Source organism: Tardiphaga sp. P4_G1 (genome assembly GCF_056401215.1).
On record NZ_JBFUJU010000009.1, the window covers coordinates 213,585 to 232,848 of the forward strand.

Annotated in this window: 10 protein-coding genes; 9 read left to right on the plus strand and 1 reads right to left on the minus strand. The window is 63.5% G+C overall.

The window, feature by feature from the left end:
• The first annotated feature begins 265 nt into the window (after positions 1-265).
• The 6 genes from AC1DUY_RS22335 to AC1DUY_RS22360 all read left to right on the plus strand — a co-directional run bounded on the left by AC1DUY_RS22335 (position 266) and on the right by AC1DUY_RS22360 (position 16,220).
• The gene (locus AC1DUY_RS22335) at positions 266-901 is read left to right on the plus strand and encodes an STN domain-containing protein (protein ID WP_478117164.1); all 636 of its coding nucleotides are present in this window, start codon (positions 266-268) and stop codon (positions 899-901) included.
• On the plus strand, positions 898-1,446 hold the full coding sequence (locus tag AC1DUY_RS22340; protein WP_478117166.1) for an RNA polymerase sigma factor: 549 nt from the start codon (positions 898-900) through the stop codon (positions 1,444-1,446). Before AC1DUY_RS22335 ends, AC1DUY_RS22340 begins: the two co-directional genes overlap by 4 nt.
• 42 nt (positions 1,447-1,488) lie before the next feature.
• The gene (locus AC1DUY_RS22345) at positions 1,489-2,475 is read left to right on the plus strand and encodes a FecR family protein (RefSeq protein ID WP_478117168.1); all 987 of its coding nucleotides are present in this window, start codon (positions 1,489-1,491) and stop codon (positions 2,473-2,475) included.
• A 132-nt stretch (positions 2,476-2,607) separates the two neighbouring features.
• Positions 2,608-14,946, plus strand: coding sequence for a filamentous haemagglutinin family protein (locus tag AC1DUY_RS22350; protein ID WP_478117170.1), 12,339 nt, complete (start codon positions 2,608-2,610; stop codon positions 14,944-14,946).
• Positions 14,947-15,248: 302 nt separating this feature from the next.
• A complete protein-coding gene (locus AC1DUY_RS22355; RefSeq protein ID WP_478117172.1) occupies positions 15,249-15,809 on the plus strand; it encodes an STN domain-containing protein in 561 nt (186 codons plus the stop codon).
• A 72-nt stretch (positions 15,810-15,881) separates the two neighbouring features.
• Positions 15,882-16,220 (plus strand): RNA polymerase sigma factor, encoded by a 339-nt coding sequence (locus AC1DUY_RS22360; protein ID WP_478117174.1) that lies wholly within the window; start codon positions 15,882-15,884, stop codon positions 16,218-16,220.
• On the opposite strand, the gene AC1DUY_RS22365 is transcribed toward AC1DUY_RS22360, so the two are convergent.
• Complete coding sequence (locus AC1DUY_RS22365; RefSeq protein ID WP_478117176.1) at positions 16,180-16,629, minus strand: hypothetical protein; 450 nt, start codon at positions 16,627-16,629, stop codon at positions 16,180-16,182. The genes AC1DUY_RS22360 and AC1DUY_RS22365 overlap by 41 nt on opposite strands.
• Before the next feature lie 279 nt (positions 16,630-16,908).
• Here AC1DUY_RS22365 and AC1DUY_RS22370 point away from each other — a divergent pair, with 279 nt between their 5' ends.
• Genes AC1DUY_RS22370 through AC1DUY_RS22380 form a run of 3 tightly spaced genes read left to right on the plus strand, consistent with a single transcriptional unit; the run spans position 16,909 to position 19,137 of the window.
• Positions 16,909-17,556 (plus strand): STN domain-containing protein, encoded by a 648-nt coding sequence (locus AC1DUY_RS22370; RefSeq protein WP_478117178.1) that lies wholly within the window; start codon positions 16,909-16,911, stop codon positions 17,554-17,556.
• Positions 17,557-17,576: 20 nt separating this feature from the next.
• A complete protein-coding gene (locus AC1DUY_RS22375; protein WP_478117180.1) occupies positions 17,577-18,101 on the plus strand; it encodes an RNA polymerase sigma factor in 525 nt (174 codons plus the stop codon).
• The gene (locus AC1DUY_RS22380; protein WP_478117182.1) at positions 18,025-19,137 is read left to right on the plus strand and encodes a FecR family protein; all 1,113 of its coding nucleotides are present in this window, start codon (positions 18,025-18,027) and stop codon (positions 19,135-19,137) included. The genes AC1DUY_RS22375 and AC1DUY_RS22380 overlap by 77 nt, the downstream gene beginning before the upstream one ends.
• Positions 19,138-19,264 lie beyond the last annotated feature (127 nt).

Sequence of the window (19,264 nt, forward strand, 5' to 3'; positions counted from 1 at the left end):
TTGACGTCATTGCGCGACCTGTAGGTTGGACCGTTCTCGTCCAATCCCTGGGTGGTCGTCTATCTGTAATAATTGATCTCTAAGAGATTAAGTATGATCGGCGCGTTCGGATGCGCCGTCTTGTCGGGCGAAACGGCCTGGCTGAATTGCTCGTGATCGCGACGGCATGTACAAATATCAGATCGCGTATGCGTGGCCAGAAGCGCTTTTGAGGGTTGGGCAGCGGTCTTTTTCAGGCTGTCGGCTATTGGTGGCCGCGGCGGTCATGACGCTGACGGTTGCAACCGCACTTTACGCGAAAGACGATCAGCTCAGTTTCGACATCCCCGCGCAGTCGTTGGCATCCGCACTGGATGCCTATGCGACCACAACGAATATCGAGACCTTCTACGATAGTGAACTCGTGCGGACGCGGCGATCGACCGGGCTGAAAGGCATCCTCGCGCCTGATGTCGCGTTGCGGGTCTTGCTCGAAGGGACCGGTCTAACCGAAGTATCGACCGGAAAGGCCTTTGCGGTCGTGGCAGCAGCGCGGCCGACGCAATATGGCGGTGTGCGACTTTCCGAGTTCGGCTCATATTATAATGCCCTGCAGGTCGGCGTGGCGCGAGCCTTCTGTCGCCATGCCGAGACTATCCCGGGTGACTATCGCGCGGTCATTCGATTTTCCGTCGGCTTGTCCGGTGAGTTGCAGGGTCTCAACCTGCTCAACTCGACCGGCGACCTGCGGCGGGATTCGATCATCGCCGACGAGTTGCGCGGCGTGAGCTTCGACGCGCCGCCTGCGAGGCTGCCGCAGCCGGTGACGATGGTGGTCACGCCGCGCGCGCCTGGCGCGACCGGCGATTGCGATGCCGGGTCGGGACGGCAGGCCACGCGCTCAAAAGCGGGCAGGCCATGACCGACCCCGCCTGGATAGGCCTCCGCCAGTTGCTGGTGGACCGTTATGATGATTTTCGCAAACGGCTCACCCGGCGTCTGGGTTCGGCGGAGCTTGCCCGCGAGACCCTGCACGAGACCTGGCTTCACCTGCATCGCGCCGCACCGATAGGGACGATCGCCAGTCCGCCGAGCTACCTGCTGCGGATCGCCTTTAATATCGCGACCGATCGCGGTCGCAAACAGTCCCGGCTGGCGCGCCGGACGGAGGTGATGGCGGTGCTCGATATGGCCGACGATGCCCCGTCCGCCGAGCGCGAGCTCGCCGCGCGCCAGGAGATTTCAGAGCTTGAGGCCGCGTTGGAGGAGCTCACGCCGCGGCGGCGGATAATCCTGCTGGCATCGCGGGTCGAGGAGGCCACATTGCAGGAGATCGCCCAGCGGCTCGGTGTCTCGCAGCGTCTCGTCGAGATCGAACTGAAACATGCGCTGGACCACTGTGCCGAACGCCTGCAACGTCAGGTCGTTCGGAGATTCGGTCCAAAGCCGCGAGAAACGTCTATCTAATTAAGGCCGCGAATTTCCGCGCCGTCAGAACGAACAGCAACCGTGACCCCATCCATCGGCAATGACGACGATCTCACCGAGCTGCAGCGCCAGGCGCTCGGGAAGGTGCGCCATCTCATCTCCGGCGAGGCGACCATCGCCGACGTCGAGGACGCCAAGGCTTGGCACGCGCGCAGTGCCGCGCATAAGGAGGCTTTTGCCTTTGCCAGCCGGCTGTGGGGGCAGCTTGGGTCAGCCGGGCAGAACGTCCTCGCGCGCAGCGGTGAGGATCTTCTGGCGCCCGCGCGGCCAGCGTTTCGTCCTAGCCGGCGCCTGTTAGTAGGCGGCGCATTGGCAGCCTGCGCCGCCTATGTGGTGGTGCGACCGCCGCTGCAGCTCTGGCCGTCGATGTCAGAGCTTGCCGCAGATTATCGGACAGCGGCGGGCGAACAGAAGAGTGTCCGGCTTGTCGATGGCGCTTCAATTGAACTGAATACGCGGACCAGCGTGGCGCTGGCGAAGTCAGCGACCAACACCACAACCAACCAGATCGAATTGATCGATGGTGAAGCGCTGATCGATACCGGCCGCCAGTTGACCAGCCCACTGACCGTGATCGCGGGCAATGGCCGGGTCAGCGCCACCGGCGCGCGCTTCAATGTTCGCCATGACGACACACTGTCGTGTGTGACTTGTCTTGCGGGCGTGGTGGACATTGCGCGCTTTGGCGCCCCGAGGCGACTTGAGGCGCGTCAGCAATATACGTATGGCGGGCAGAATCCCGGGGCGATCGCGGCTGCCGACCTGACGGCGGTGACCGCGTGGCAGGAGGGCCTGCTGGTGTTCCATCAGACGCCGCTGACCAAGGTCGTCGCCGAGATCAACCGCTATCGCCCCGGCAAGATCGTGCTGATGAATGCCAGCCTGGGCGAGCGATCCGTCAATGCCCGTTTTCGCGTGCAGAATGTCGATGAAATCATGACGCTGGCGCAACAGGTGTTTGGCGCCAAGGTGACGTCGCTCCCGGGCGGCCTGGTGTTCTTGAGCTAGGCGGAAAAACTTTCCGGATCTTAAGATTTCTTTTCGGTCTCGCGGATCGGCGAACGTCCTTATCGGTCAGGAGGCGTTTGGTCTGCTGGCCCGGTGCCTTCCTGTTGAATTCATTCGTCCGGAAGGTTCGTCATGCTCATCTCCCGTTATGCTCAAGGTGTTGCCGCTCAAGGTCTCGCCGCGACGGCCATGTTGCTCGCAGGCACGAGCTTTCTGGCATTGACGCTGAGCGTGTCGGGTGCGGACGCGCGTTCCATGAACGGGGGCAGCAGCGGCGGCACATTCTCGGCACCGAACATTGCGTCGGACGCCGCTGCGCAGGCGGCGCAGCAGGCCGCAGCCGCGGCGCGGCAAGCACAGAACTCGCTGGCGCGCGCGGCACGTGCCATGCAAGACATGCAGGGCGTACAGGCCGCGGCGCGGGCTGCGGCAGCGGCACGGCAGACTTCCATGACGGCGCCTGTCAACGTCCCGAACGGCCTCGGTGTCGGCGGGCTTCTTCCGAACATGCCCGCCAACTGGACCGGGGCCAACGCACCAACGGAGGGCGTCGATGGCGCCGGTCAAACGCAAGTCAATATCCGCCAGACCACGCAACAGGCGATCCTGGACTGGCGATCGTTCAATATCGGCGCGCGCACCACGCTGACCTTCGACCAGCAGGGCAACAGCAAGTGGGTTGCGCTCAATCGCGTGACAGGCGCGACCGCGCCGAGCCAGATCCTCGGGAACATCAAGGCCGATGGTCATGTCTATGTGATCAATCAGAGCGGCATCATCTTTGGCGGCAACAGCCAGGTCAATGTCGGGTCACTGATCGCGTCGACCGCCGATATTACCGACACCCAGTTCCGCAACAACGGTATCTACAGCACCCAGACCGGCAACATCTACGCGCCGAGTTTCACCGCAGCCGGCGGCAAGGTCGTCGTCGAGGCCGGCGCATCGATCTCGACGCGCACGCCATCGTCGGTGACCTCGGGCGGCGGCTTCGTGCTGATGATCGGCTCGGAGGTCGAGAACGCCGGCTCCATCGCTACACCGCGCGGCCAGACGTTACTTGCGGCCGGTGACGACTTCATCCTGCGCGCTGGCTTTGGGACCGACGCGAACCAGACATCGACTACGCGTGGCAACGAGATATCGCCGGTTATTGGACTGAACAGTGCGGGCGGAACTGTCAGCAATCGAGGCCTGATCCGGGCGCAGCAGGGCGACATCACGCTCGCGGGCCGCGCGATTATCCAGAACGGTGCGTTGATCGCAACGACGTCAGTGAACACCCGCGGCACCATCCATCTGCTGAACAAGGCATCCGACGCGGTAGGAAACATCACGTTCGCCAGCGGCAGCCTGACCGCGGTCCTGCCGGAGCTCGACAGTAAGGAGACCGCGCTCGACAGCCAGCGCGATGCGCTGATCACGGCTTCCACGGCGGCAAACCTGCTACGTGCCACCAGCACCACCGGCAATTTCGACAACCTGTCATTGCTCGCCGACAGGCAGGATCAGTCGCGCATCGAAGTCGTCACCGGCGGCACCGTCACTTTCAAAGGCGGCTCGGCCACGGCGGCGCAAGGCGGCCAGATCGCCGTCTCCGCGGGCAAGCGCATCTTCACCGAAGACGGGGCGCTGCTCGATGCATCGGGTCTGCGCAATGTCGCGCTGGCGATGGCCTCGAACAATATCAAGGTCAACATTCAGGGCAACGAACTGCGGGACACGCCACAGAACCGTGATTCCGATGTGTTGAAGAACAACGACGTCTGGATCGACGTTCGCGGTCTCACATGGGTGTCGGCCGTTACCGGCACCTACGCGTCGGATCGCTACTATACGTCAGGTGGATTGCTCGAGGTTGGCGGTTATCTCGGCACCACGGCCCATTCGAGCGGCGAGTGGTCCGCCATCGGCGGCACGATCACGCTGTCTGCTCCGGAAGTGATCGCGCAACGTGGCGCGGTATTCGATATTTCCGGTGGCTCGCTCGATTATGCGGCGGGCTGGATCCGATCGACCAATCTTATCGGCAGTGACGGGCGCCGGTACAGCGTTGATACCGCGCCAGGCGATATGAACTTCGCAGGCTTCGCCGGAGGCTTCTCGCGCAAGCATAATATTCAGGGTAAGGTTGACGACCGCCTCACTGAAACATGGACCAGCGTGTTCGACCGCGGGCGCAATTCGATGCGCTGGGAGGAGGGCTACTCGGTCGGCCGCGACGCAGGGCGGTTGATCCTGTCGATGCCGACCGCGGTCTTCGAGGCCAATATCGTCGCCGACACGATCACGGGAGAACGCCAGACCACGAAACGCGCGAGTAGCCTGGCCGATGCCTACAAGGCCACGCAGACGACCGTCGCGCAGAACGGCACGCTGGCGCTCGGCGACTATAACGCCAATGGTCGCGTCAATCTCCATGGCAGCGATGTGCGCATCTCCACCGTCCCGAATGTGAGCGACGGGCTTGCCGCCGATGCCGCATCGGTGCTGCCGGCCGACCGGATCAACACCGTCTGGCTCGATGCCGCTCATCTCAACGCGCAAAAGCTCGGCGGGCTCGATCTCGGTACCCGTGGCACGATCTCCATCGATGCGCCGCTGACGCTGGCCGATGGCGGCAGCGTCAATCTCATCGCGCCGGTGATCGATATCAAGGCCGACGTGACCATCCGGTCAGGCAGCTTGACCGCAACCAATATTTTTACGGCAGCGGATGCCAGCGGCCTGTCGGGCCCGCTGACGCTGGCCGGTGCGTCCACTCTGACGGTTCATCGCGGAGCGACCATCGATCTGCGTGGCAACTGGGTCGATCAGCGCGAGGATGCGGCTGCGACCGGACTGGCCTATCTGAATGGCGGCGCAGTCTCCTTTGTGTCAACGCATGATATCGCGGTGGAAGCTGGCAGCCTGATCGATGTGTCTTCGGGTGCGGCATTGCTGCGCAAAGGATCGATCAAGGGAGGTCGCGGCGGCGACGTGACCCTGTCGGCGGATATCGAAGGATTTAGCGTCGCCGGCGGTGGATCGCTCAGGCTGGCCGGCGCCATCGCCGGCTATGGCGCCAGCGGCGGTGGCATGCTCAAGCTCGAATCAGGATCGGCCGTGGTGATCGGCAAGCCGGCCGTCGCCGGCACGGCGCTGGTGCTCGATGTCGAGCGTTTCAAATCAGGCTTTTCCAGTTACGACATCAACGGCCATGCCGGGCTTTCGGTCGCTGTAGGAACGGTGCTTGATGTCACGGTCCCGGTCTACACGCTGGCCGCTTCCGGACAGGAAGGCGTCTTCGGCGCTGGTGGCCGCGATTTGTGGACGCCGCCGCTCTATCTGGCGTCCTTCGCGTCGAACAGGATTGTCCAGCGCGCGGGTGCCGATCTCGTTCTGCGTTCGCAGCGTCAGTTCGAGGGCGGTGACATCGCGATCGGCGCCGATGCGCGGATCACGGTGGATGCCGGACGCAGCATCAGCCTGATCGGCGGCGGCACCAGCCAGATCACCGTCGATGGCGCCCTGCATGCCAAATCCGGCAAGATTGCCATCGATATCGTGGCGGCCCTGACTTCGGCGCAGACATCACCATCGGCGACGGCCAATCATCGCTCGATCTGGATCGGCGAAGGGGCGGTGCTCGACGTTGCCGGCATCGCGGTGACGGCGATCGATGGCCATGGCCGTGGTTTCGAGAAAGTGCTCGACGGCGGCACCATCGCCATCGGCGGCAATATCGACTGGGAATCGACGGGGGCATCGATAACCGCGCCTGATATCGCGGTGATCGTCAGGTCGGGCGCATTGCTCGATGCGTCCGGCACCCATGCGGTGATCGACGTGCAGGGCCCGAATGGTTTCGTGGCAACCAACGTGGCCAGCAATGGTGGCATCATCGTGCTGAAGTCGTCGCGCAGCCTGTATCTCGACGGCATGATGCGGGCGCAGGCCGGTGGCGCCGGCGCGGCGGGCGGCACTTTGGCGATCGCACTGGAAACGCCGGTGCTCAGCGTGAACGCGGCGGCGGATGACGCCGTCCGCGTGCCGCGCGAGTTCATCATCTCGCAGATCAATCGCGGCAGCGGCCTTGCTTCCAATCTGACGCCCAATGCAGCCGATCCGGCGCTGGGCTACGGCACCGGCCGGCTCGGCGCCAACCAGGTGACCGATGGCGGCTTCGGCACGCTGTCGCTGCTGGTCAACGGCATTCTCAGCTTCGATGGTGACGTCACGCTATCGGCGGCGCAGAGCCTGCGGCTTTATGCCGGCAGCTACGCGCTGGCCGAGACGGCGGCGGGCACGTCGGCGGTGTCGCTCGCGACATCCTATCTGCGACTGGCGGGGTCCACCCGCGCGAAGGCAGACTTCCAGATTATGCCGACGGTGACCTGGCGCGACGGCCCTTCGAGCCGCAGCAGCGAGGCTCGGTTCTCCGCCACGGCGGATCTCATCGAGATCCGCGACCGCGTCGGCTTCGGCGCGGGGGGCACAGTCGCGATGGAGTCGGGTGCACTGGTGATGATGGACCGCCGTGGCTTCGGCCATGTGGATGTCACCAGCCGCGGCGATGTGCGGTTGCTTGGCGGCAAGTTCGGCATGGGCCTGAGCGGCGCCACCACCACCGAATTGTCGTCGCCCGGCGACCTGACGCTGACGGCAGCGCAGATCTATCCGGCCAGCGACGTCGACGCACAGCTGCTGGCCGGCGCCACCACTGGCGCCTATGCGGCCGGCAGCGTGTTGACGATCAACGGCTATGGCACCCCGGTTGCAGCGCCGCTATCGGTGTTCGGAACGCTGGCCCTCGGCGGCGATACCGTCCTGCAGGGCGGCGTTGTCCGCGCCCCCATGGGCAATCTGATCCTCGGCGCAGATACCCGCGGCAACAATGTCGCACGCGCGAGCCTGCTGTCCCTGCTGCCGGGCAGCGTGACCTCGGTGAGCGGCGCCGGCGTGATGATGCCCTATGGCGGCACTTCCGACGGCGTGTCCTACAGCTATAACGGCACGGCGATCAAACCGCGTGCGCTCGGCACCAGCGGCATCAGCGTGAACGGCGACAGCGTGATCGGCGAAGCCGGCGCACTGCTCGATCTGTCCGGCGGCGGCGTGCTGACGGGGGCCGGCTTCATCAGCGGCCGTGGCGGTTCCGTGGATGTGCTGCGCACGCCCTTCGCCAATGCCAATCCGGCATTCCCGGTCAGTGCTGCGGGCAACAGCGTCTATGCGATCGTGCCGTCCTTCGGCAATGCGTATGCACCGGTTACTGCAGATGCCGGAGCGGGCAACCCGCTGATCGGCCAGCAGATCACGCTGACGCAGGATGCCGGCGGCCTCAAGGCCGGCACCTATACGCTGCTGCCTTCCACCTATGCCTTGATGCCCGGCGCTTTTCGCGTCGAGATCGGCAAGACCGGTGCAATGGTCGGCAATACAGCGACGCTGGGCAATGGCAGCACGATCAGCGCCGGCTATCTCGGCATCGCCAATACGGCGATCCGCAATACGCTGCCAAGCCAGTTGATCGTCACCTCGGCCGACACGGTGCGCCGCCATTCGACCTATAACGAGACGGGCTACGACGCCTACACCGTCGCCAATGCGGCGAAGCTCGGCGGCATGCGCGGCCAGATCGCCGCCGATGCCGGCACGCTGAGGCTCGAATATTTCTATTCGAGACCGAAGCCCGGTGTGGCGATGTTCAGTTTCGACGGCACAGCGCTGTTCAATCCGGAAGCAGGCAGCGCCGGCTTCGGCGGTACCACTTCGGTGATCGCGCAGTATATCGAAATCCTCGGCGCCGGCGCGGCGCCGACGGCCGGCTATACCGGCCTGTCGATTCACGCCGACGACCTCAATGCGCTTGGCACGCCTCGGCTGCTGGTCGGCGGTGCTCTTCAACTCGATTACGCCGAGAATTTTGCGAGCTTTAAGGCCCAGGCCGCCGTCATCGATATCCGCAGTGGCGCGCATCTGACTGGCGCCGAGATATTCCTGATGTCCTTCACACCATGGGGCGGCATCACGATCGAGCAGGGCGCATCGATCGACACGATCGGACGCGGCCGGGCGGTCTATGACTCCACCAACGGCATTGTGTTCAATGCGAGCACGGCTGGTGTGGTGGCCGTTTCCAACGGGCTGATCAATCTGCTGCCGCCGGTGGCGGAGGGATTCTCCTCTCCAGGTACGATCCGCATCGGCGATTGCGCCGGCGGCGGCTGCAGCGGGATCACGTCGATCCTCACCGAAGGCACGCTGGCGATCGCCACCGACAAGGCCTTCACGCTGACGCCGCAGACGGTCTATGGCGCCAAAAATCTGGCGCTGGCGGTGTCGTCGGTCAATCTCGGCAGCGACGCGGCTTTGCAGCAGGCGACAGCCAACGGACAATTGCCGGCGGGTCTGTCGCTCAATCAGGGCATTCTGAACAATTTGCTGGCGGGCAACGCGGCTGCCAACGTGCCCAAGGTCGAAACGCTGACGATCACGGCGCGGGATTCCGTCAACATCTACGGTTCGGTGGTGCTCGATACCTTCGATCCCGCGACCGGAAAATCCTCGATTGCCCAGCTGGTGATAGGCACGCCCGCGATCTATGGCTATGGCAGCGCGGGGGATCGCGCTGTCATCACGACCGAACAATTCGTCTGGACCGGGCTTGCGCAGAAGCCAAATCGGTATCTGTCGGAGGGTTACGCGCCGAATACACCCGGCGCTGTCATCGGCGGCCTGCTTGGCAGCAGCACGCTCGACATCAACGCGAAGAACATCGTTCTCGGTTATGCCAGCGGCACCCAGCCGATCGCGATCATGCCGGCGGAGCGTCTGGCGCTCGGCTTCGGCACGATCAACATGACCGCGTCCGAAAGCGTCACCTCGAATGCCAAGGGAACGCTCAAGGTCTATCAGCAGCAGGGCAGCTACGATGCCGTGACCGGCTACCAGTATTCCGGCGGCAACCTGACCATCACCGCGCCGGTACTGACCGGCGTGTCCGGATCGGACAATGCGATCACCGCCGGGGGCACCATCGCAGTACTGGCGCCGGCAGGAGGCGAGATCGGAACCTCCACGACACTCGGCGCGCAACTCAGCCTGTCCGCGCAGAATATCCGCATCGACGGCGCCATCGCGCTTTCGTCCGGCAAACTGACCCTGAACGCCACCGGCGATATCCTGCTGGACGATCGCTCGCGCATCGATCTGGCCGGCCGCAAGCTCTCCTTCTTCGAAGCCAACCGCTATAGTGCCGGCGGCCAGCTGTTGATGGCCAGCACTGGCGGAAACATCACGCAGACGGCCGGCTCGGTGATCGACGTTTCGGCAGTGTTGAACAGTGCCGGTTCCGTCGAGGCCGTCGCGCTCGGTACGGGAGCCGGGCAGGTTGCGCTCGGCGGAACGGTGCTCGGCAGCAGCAGCGGCTGGTATGATGCGGGCGGCACTATCGTCCCCGCCGCGGGATCGGAGATCACGATCCGCGCGCAGGCGGTGAACGATTTCGCCGGGCTGAATACACGTCTCACCAATGGCCAGGTATTCGGCGCGCGGCGTTTCCAGATCAAGCAGGGCGACATCGTCATCGGCGACGAAGTGCGTGCCCGCGATGTAGAGATCACGGCCGACGGCGGCAGCCTCATCGTCAACGGCACCGTCGATGCCAGCGGCTTCGAGGTCGGTACGATCCGGCTTGCGGCGCGCGACAATCTGACCGTCAACGGTACGCTCGATGCGCATGCCACCGGCATCCGCCGCGACAGCTATGGCAAGATCATCGACAGTCCGAACCGGGCCATCGTCGATCTCACCACGCGCGACGGCAGGGTCACGCTTGGCAACACAGCACGGATCGATCTGCGCTTCGGCACATCCGATGCGGCTCATCACGATGGCGTGGCGCGCGGCACGCTGACGCTGAACGCGCCGCGTATCGGACGCACCGATGTCGCGCCCGATAACGACGTTGCGGTCGATGTCGCCGGCAGGCCTGAGATCCTTGGCGCCAAGACCATCGCCGTTTACGGCTTCCGAACCTATGACGATGCGCAGGTGGCGCCGACGACAGATGCCGCCGGGCAAACCACGCAGCTGATCACGCAGGACTATCTCAACATTATCGACGGTCACAGCAGGACCTATATCGAGGACGCCCTGAAAAATGACGCCCTCACGGCGCGACTTGCCGGGCTCGGCAACTATCATCTGCGTCCGGGTGTCGAGATCGTCAGCAACAGCACCATCAACCCCGATGGCAATCTGACCGTGCTGGGTGACATCGATCTGTCGAACTGGCGCTACGGGCCGGATTCCGACATCCACAGCGTAGCGCGGCGCGGCTTCGGCGAACCGGGTGCGCTGGTGCTGCGCGCGGCAGGCAATCTCCATGTCTATGGCAGCATCACGGACGGCTTCGCACCGCCCGCTGAGACGCCGGGCGACAAGGGCTGGTATCTTTCGGAAAAGAGCCTGCCGCAATTCGACAAGCACATTGCCTATGGCGCCGACATCACGATTCCCATCGATGGCGTGGTGCTGGACATCGGAACCGTGTTTCCGATGAAGGTCGCCTTGAACTTCGATATCTCGGTTGCCGCGATGACGCTGCCGGTCGGCACGACGCTGCCGGTGGATGCGGTGCTGACGGGAAGCTACACATTCGGAGCCGGCACCGTGTTGTCGGCGAATGTCTATAACGCCGATGGCAGCATTCGCGCTGCCGCCGGCACCGTGCTGACGGCCGATCTCGTTGCCGATGCCGGCATGAAGCTTGGCGCGGGCACGCCGCTGCGCGCCGCTGCCGATGTTGCGGCGCTGGTCTGGCCGAAGAACGTCGTGCTGCCCACCGCCATGAAGACGGTGGTGCAGACGACGCTGGCGCGCGGCTCCGTCATCCCGTCGGGGACGGATGTCCAGTTGCCGGGCGATTCTGCTGTCAATCTGCGGCCGGGCGCCGTGCGGAGCGATAACTGGGCGGTTGCGCCGATGTTGCCCGAAGGCACGACGAGCTGGAACATACAGCTCACTGCCGGTGCGGATCTCGCCTCGGCGGATCGCCGCGCCACCAATCCGTCGGCGCATGGTTCGATCATTCTCGCCGACACGCATTCCAACATGACCACGGCAGTCGTACAGGCTGGTGGCGACTACTATGCCTGGACGCAAGAAGGTGCCGACGGCGGGGCTGGTGTTGCCGGTGACCCTGTTGGCGATCTCAGCTTCTACTGCGATATCTTTCCTACATGGTGTGTCACCGTCAGCAGCCCGATCCGCGACGTAACCACCGCGAACTATCTGTCACCGGCATTCAGCGTGGTCCGGACCGGAACCGGCGATCTCGGCATGGTTGCTGCGGGCGACCTGCGGATGAATTCGGCCTTCGGCGTCTATACCGCCGGCACACAGTCCGCCGCAATCCTGGACGGCGCCGGCAAAAACCCGTTTAACCTGGAACGCGGCCAGAGCGTCAACGGGGCCTTGCCTTCGAACTATGACGATGTGGCGAGCACTTATCAGGCCTGGTATCCCGAGCACGGCGGCAATCTGGATATTCGCGTCGGCCGCGATCTCGTCGGCGACGTCTGGGGGCAGATGCCGCACGACAACGTGCCGAGTTCGGGCGTGGGCAATTGGTTATGGCGGCAGGGCACCGGCAGTGCGATCACCGATGCATCCGGCATCGCAACCTCGTGGTGGATCAATTTCGGTGCCTATACGTCGGCACCGATCAGCAATCAGCCTGCGTCGCCATTTTTGGCAGGCTTTACCGGTTTCGGCACACTTGGCGGCGGCAACATCACCATCAATGCCGCAGGGGATGCCGGCATCATCACGCCGCGAGGGGACATTTTGGCCGCCGCGCCGCGCAGCCAGGCGCTGGTCGTGGCGGTGGGCAGCACCGGGCGGGTCGATGCATCGGGCAATCTGACATTGACCGGCGGCGGCGACCTGCAGATCAGGATCGGCGGCGCGCTCAACCCCAATCTCGACGCGGTCCAGTTCGCGAGCAGCCGCTCCTCCAATAGCCAGAATACCGGCCTCAATGGCACGCTGACCAATCTGCGCGGTCTGACGACCCTGTCGGCGGCGTCAGTCGGCGGCGTCAATCTGCTGTATCGCATCAATCCGACCACGCTACGCGGCTTCGATGGCGACCTCATGGATGTCCGGCCGGTCGATCCGTTTACCTCGAGCGTGGCCAATAGCCAGGGCGGCATCGAGTTGTTGCCGGGCGATTCCGCGATCTACCTGAACACGTCGGGCGATCTGGTGCTCGGCACCGCGTCCGATCCCGGCCGCGTCTTCACCAGCAATCTCTCGAAGCTCACGGCCAGCGGCACGGCGACCATCGGCCAGAGCTGGTTCTCGCTCTGGACCGACCACACGGCCATCAATCTGTTGTCCGCAGGCGGCAACCTGACGCCGGGCACCGATGCGTTCAACCGGAACCGGAACTACAATTTCGGCAATGCCAATACCGGCGATACGGCGACCGTCTATCCGTCCATCCTGCGCGCGGTGGCCGGATCGGGCAGCATCTATTACGGCAATGGGGCCGGCGGCGGCGGCGCGACCCCGCCCACGAGTTCGATCCTGCTGGCACCGTCCACGAAAGGTGCGCTGGAATTGTTGGCGGGGACATCGATCTATGGCGGCGGCTACGGCATCGGCATGTCTGGTTCGGACGCGCCGCTTCCGACGCCGTTCCGTGCGGCCTTTGTCGGCTATCAGGCCGGAGGTACCCCCGAATTCTCCAACACCAGTCCGCAAGGTGCGCTGGTTGATTCCTATGGAAGCTCGGTCATCGGTATATCTGACACGTATCCGCTGTTCGCCTTTGGCCCCGACACCATCGGCACGACCTCACTGCATGCCGGCGATCCGTCATCCGCGCTGTTCTATGCGGCCAATGGCGATATCGTCGGACTGTCGAGCGGCGCGATCCGGACCTTCGAACCGGGCACCGCGGCGGGGCGCACACAACTGACCTGGTATCGCGCCGGCATCGCCATGCGGGTGCGTGCCAGCGGCGACATCATCAATCCCGACCTGATGATCGTGAACAACAACAGCGACGACGTCTCGCTGCTGCAGGCGGGCCGCGACATCACTTATGCCAATGTGCAGGTTGCCGGGCCGGGCGCATTGGAAATCATGGCCGGGCGCAATCTCGATCAGGCAGACCAGGCCTCGGTCACCTCGATCGGGCCACTGGTCGCGGGCGACGATCGACCGGGCGCATCCATCGCGATGATGGCGGGCGTCGGCGTCAACGGGCCGGACTACGCCAGGCTCGCGGCGCTCTATCTCGATCCTGCCAATGTAGCGACGGCCGGCGTGCCGCTCGCCGATCAGGTCGGCCGGGTTGCCAAAACCTATGAAGGCGAACTTGTTACCTGGCTGAAAGAGCGCAACGGCTTCTCCGGTTCGGTGGAGGAGGCGCGCACCGCTTTCGCCGCGCTGCCGCCGGAGCAGCAGCGCATCTTCCTGCGGCAAGTCTATTTCGCAGAGCTCCGCGCAGGCGGTCGCGAATATAACGACACGGTAAGCTCGCGTTACAAGTCCTATCTGCGCGGTCGCCAGATGATCGCGACGCTGTTCCCGGATCAGGATGCTGCCGGCAATCCGATCGCGCACCGCGGGGACATCACCATGTTCGGTAGTGCCGGTGTGCACACCAATTTCGGTGGCGATATCCAGGTGCTGGCGCCGTCCGGCAAGGTCGTGGTCGGTGTCGAAGGAACGTTGCCGGCGGCGACGTCGGGCGTCGTCACGCAAGGCCGGGGCGACATCCAGATCTACGCACAGGGCAGCGTGCTGCTCGGCCTGTCGCGCATCATGACGACCTTCGGTGGCAACATCCTCGCATGGTCGGCATCGGGTGACATCAATGCCGGCCGCGGCGCCAAGACCACTGTCCTCTACACGCCGCCGAAGCGGGTCTATGACATCTACGGCAACGTGACGCTGTCGCCGCAGGTGCCATCGGCCGGCGCGGGCATTGCCACGCTGAACCCGATTCCGGAAGTTCAGGCTGGGGACATCGACCTGATCGCGCCGCTCGGCACCATCGATGCGGGCGAAGCGGGAATCCGCGTCTCGGGAAATATCAACCTGGCCGCGCTGCAGATCGTCAACGCGGCCAACATCCAGGTGCAGGGATCGTCATCGGGCATCCCGACGGTGCAGGCGCCGAGCATCACGGCGGCCCTGTCGAGCTCCAACGCGACCACGGCGACGCAGCAGACGGCGACGCCGCAGCAGGCTGCCAACACCAATCCATCGGTGATCATCGTCGAGGTGCTCGGCTATGGTGGCGGAGAAGGCTCAACGCCAGCCGGCAGCGAGGACTTGAAGCGATCGAAGCGAAGCGAGCGCAGCTACGACCACAACAGCGCATTCCAGGTCGTCGGCGTTGGCGAACTGAACGAAACGGAGAAACAGAACCTCAGCATGTCCGAGCGTCGGTCGTTAAACACGCGGTAAGATGCAGGGCGAATGATCGATCTGGGGAGGTCATGGTCGCCGGGCGCAATGTCCCGGAGCCGTTGTTTGACATGTCAGTGTCACAGACGGGGCCTACATCAGCGCTGATGTGATAGTTGCAGATGGGGAGGGCGGACGTGGCTCCGGGGGCGCGTTTGTCGATCTGGGCCCGTGCCTGGTCTGGCCGTGCGTCGCTGATAGGTCTCGTTTTGTTGCTGTCCAGTCACCCCCTCGCTGCGGAAAGCAGGATTGATCGCGTGCGCGTTGATGCGACGTAGGAAGACGCCGGCGTCAAGTCTGTCATGCTGGATATTCCGTCGCAGGCCCTGGACGTCGCGCTCAAGGCATTCGGTGTCGCCACGCAGGTCGCGTTGTTTTACGAAACTGGCGTCGTCTCCGGGCGGCGTTCGTTCCCGGTGCATGGCGAATATCCGRTAGACGCTGCGCTGCGGGTGATGTTGAAGGGCACCGGCTTGTCGAGCACCTCGTTCGATCGCGGTACCATCACCATTCTTGCGCCGGCACCACACGCCGTGGCCTCCGATGTGAAACGGGCAAAGGCGGGGCTCGCGGAGTTTTCCCTTTATCTCGCTTTGGTCCAGCAAGGCCTGGATCGGGCGTTCTGCCGCGCCCCCGTGGCTGCGAGCGACCCTGACGATTTTCTCGCGCGGGTCTGGATATCGTCGACGGGCGAAGTGCAACGCGCGGAACTGCTGCCAGGAACCGGGATCGAAGCGCGTGATCGTGTCTACATAGCCGCCCTGACGGGGCTGTTGATCGGCGCGCCGCCATTGGCCGCCATGCCTCAGCCAGTCAACCTGATGATCATGCCGAAACAGTCTCAGGGTCGTCGGCCTGCATGATGCAGGGGCAAGGAACGGATTCGCGATCCGCTGCCCATGAGTAATTCTGCGGATGTCACCCTGCTACGACAGATGCTGGTCAGCGAGTATGACGATCTGCGACGGCGACTCATGCGTCGGCTCGGATCCGAGGGTGTTGCAAGCGAGGTGTTGCAGGAGACTTATCTGCATATCGAGCGTTCCTCGCTGATGAGCGTCATCTATAGTCCGAAGCGCTATCTGCTGACGATTGCCACCAATATTGTGCGGATGCGCTTTCGCCGCGAACGCCGCCTGACCAACCTGTCCGACTTGGATGAAGGGCTCGGCTTTGTCGATGAAGCGCTCGATCCGCTGCGCAGCCTGGAAGCCCGGCAGGAGTTCGAGGCCCTCAAGGCGGCGTTCGACGAACTCTCTCCGCGTCGGCGCTAATCCCGTTTGCATCGCGGCTGGAAGGGCGCAAGTTGCGCGAGATCGCCGACGAACTGGCCGTCTCGGAGCGCCTCGTCGAAAAAGAATTGAGAGCAGCGCTGATGTTTTGTGGCGTGACGCAGATGTCCGCTTGCTGCAAGGAACATGCCGCACCATCACACTTCTGGAGGGATTGAAACCGATCCTGGCGGCCGCGCGTCTGCCATTGTTCGAACTGACTGGAGAGAAGACGGATCAGGAAAGAAAGCTGGCTATCGACCGGTTTCGCAAGAGCACCAACGGCTTGCTTCTCATGACGCGCACGACGGGAGGACGAGGCCTCGATCTTCTTTTCGCGCATTGCGCCGTGTTCTATTCCCAAAATCCGATCCCGACGATGTGGCAGAGATGTCGCATTGGCCAACTTCATCGAAAACTATTCGGACTGTGCTCTTAAGATGATCCATTGCCCGGCGTCATGATGGTGTCATAGCGCTCCAGTATCGCTCCCGGCGAGATCGGGTCCATAAATGTTACGAATGGAGCGGGCCGGTCTGTTTTTGTTCGCGCGGCTTTTGCGGCCCGATCTGTCTCCTGTTCAGGGTGGGCGCAGCAGGCTCGCCTGAGCGGGCATCGATTCGAGGATGTTTGGGTGCGATCGGGTCTAGGAGACTGCGTGCGGTCTGCGTCCCGACGGTTGCCGTTGTGCGTGCCCTTAGTATTCCTGTTGCTGTTCTCATGCATTGAGCAGGTTTTCGCGCAGCAGCCCAAGCACGAGAAAATCTCGTTCGATATAGCGGCGCAACCTCTGGCGGATGCCCTCGTCGTCTATGCGCGAGTAACCGGTATCGAAATTCTGGTAGATGACGATCTTCTTGCAGGCCGCTACGCCTCACCTGTCAGTGGCATGTTTCATCCCACGATCGCCTTGCGCCGGATGGTGGCGGCAGGCGGTCTCGATGTCCGCTATGTGGACCGCGGCGCCGTCACTCTGTTGCCGCACCAAGCGCCCGGTCGCCAGGTCGGAGATAGTCCGGATCCATACGCATCATTTTCCGCGGCGCTGCAGTCCGCACTTGGGCGGGTGATGTGCAGTTACGATGACGATTCTAGGGGGCCATATCGCGTTGCCGCGCAAATGTGGATCGGTCCCACCGGCAGCGTCCAGCATGCGGTGCTGCTCGATACAACGGGCGATGGCGACCGCGACGCCGCGGTTGCCAAGCGACTTGAGTCATTGGAAGTCGGGCAAAAGCGACCGGACGGACTGCCGCAGCCAGCGACCGTGATTGTTGTGTCGCGCCCGTCGCATAATGCCAGCGGCTGTCGGCCCGTGCGCGCAGGGCAGCTCCCGTGACTGAAACCAGCTGGGCGACTTTGCGCGATCTTCTGGTCGATCGCTATGATGATCTGAGAAATCGGTTGGCGAGACGCTTGCGCTCGCCCGATCTTGCCAGCGATTCCCTTCAGGAGACCTGGCTGCGGCTGAACCGGATGGGCAGCGCCGGCACTCTGCGCAGCCCCGAGGCCTATCTGTTTCGGATGGCGCTGAACGTTGCCGCAGACGCACGCGACTCTCAAAAGCGGCGATTGACCTATTCCGAAGTCGAGCCGTTGATGGCGCTTGATGAAGATGAACTCGATCCAGAGCGGTTCGCCGAAGCGCGCTCGGACGTCAATGCTTTGGCGCAGGCTCTCGACGAACTGCCGCCGCGACGGCGCGCGATCTTCATCATGGCACGTGTGGACGAATTGCCCCATCGCGTGATCGCGGAGCGGACCGGTCTATCTGTTCGCATGGTGGATCGCGAATTACGCAAGGCGCTTGATTATTGCGGCGAGCGGCTCGACAGGAATGTCGTTAGAGTGTTCGGCCCGCGAGATTCGGAAAGGCAATCATGACTCCGACCGTTCTCTTTCGCATCCCGGGACGGCGTCGCACATGACGAGCGGGGTTGCCAAAACAAGTCTTCCGGTGGATGAACTCACGCGTGAGGCGCGGGCCTGGGTATCGCGCCTGACCTCCGGAGAGGCCACCACCGCAGATCTCTCCGCGTTCGATCGCTGGCGCTCGACAAGCCCGGCTCATCGCAGGGCTTTTGCCGAAGCAAAATTGCTGTGGAGCGTGCTGCGCCCAGCTGCTGAACAGGCGGTCAGTCGGTCGGAAACGTTCGACAGCGCACGTCGTCGATCAGACCCGCAGAACGGGCTCGGGCGCCGAGCCTTCCTCGGCGGCGCGATGGCGGCGTCGGTGGTCGGCGTCGCAGTGATAACAAGCCGGCCGCCGCTTGGGCTGTGGCCGACGCTCACCGAGATGACATCCGATTACCGGACTGCGAAGGGCGAAACCCGGAAGATCCAGCTCGCGGATGTTTCGGTGGCATTGAATACCCAGACCAGCGTTGCACTGCTACCGGTGTCCGGAAATACCGACCAGATCGAGTTGGTGTCCGGCGAGGCTGCGATCGTCGCGGATCGTCAATCGATGCGGCCCTTCGTGGTCCTCGCTGGCGGTGGTCGCGCCACTGGTCAGAATGCAGCCTTCAATGTCCGACATACCGGATCAACCGGGTGCGTCAGTTGTCTGACCGGAGAGGTTCTGGTCGAGCACGGCGAATCTGCGGTGAGGCTGCAACCGCAACAACAGGTGACTTACGACGCCAAAGGTTTACAGCCAGCCATCCCGACCGATGTCGCTTCGGTGACAGCGTGGCAACACGGAATGCTGGTGTTTCGTAGCGATCCGTTGTCCCGCGTGATCGACGAGGTCAATCGTTATCGGCCAGGTCGATTGGTTCTGATGAGCGAAGAGCTCGGTCGCCGTCAGGTGTTTGCCAACTTCCGCATCGACCGGATTGATGAGGTCGTACCGAGGCTGCAGTCTGTGTTCGGCATTCGCGTGCGGTCGCTTCCTGGCGGAATAGTCCTGCTCGGCTGACGCATGCCCTGCATGACAGGAGTGTGACGCGCGATCGCAAAAGATTCTCAAAAAAACGACGTTTGACGTGTCTGTCTGGGGTCATCCCATCGGTCAACCTAATGAGACGGTGCTGGCAGTCGTTTGC

Excerpts from the sequence above, each read along its gene's own strand:
- AC1DUY_RS22350 (WP_478117170.1), top strand. The coding sequence starts at position 2,608 with ATGCTCATCTCCCGTTATGCTCAAGGTGTTGCCGCTCAAGGTCTCGCC.
- AC1DUY_RS22360 (WP_478117174.1), top strand. The coding sequence starts at position 15,882 with ATGCTGGTCAGCGAGTATGACGATCTGCGACGGCGACTCATGCGTCGG.
- AC1DUY_RS22365 (WP_478117176.1), bottom strand. The coding sequence starts at position 16,629 with ATGAAGTTGGCCAATGCGACATCTCTGCCACATCGTCGGGATCGGATT.
- AC1DUY_RS22335 (WP_478117164.1), top strand. The coding sequence starts at position 266 with ATGACGCTGACGGTTGCAACCGCACTTTACGCGAAAGACGATCAGCTC.
- AC1DUY_RS22340 (WP_478117166.1), top strand. The coding sequence starts at position 898 with ATGACCGACCCCGCCTGGATAGGCCTCCGCCAGTTGCTGGTGGACCGT.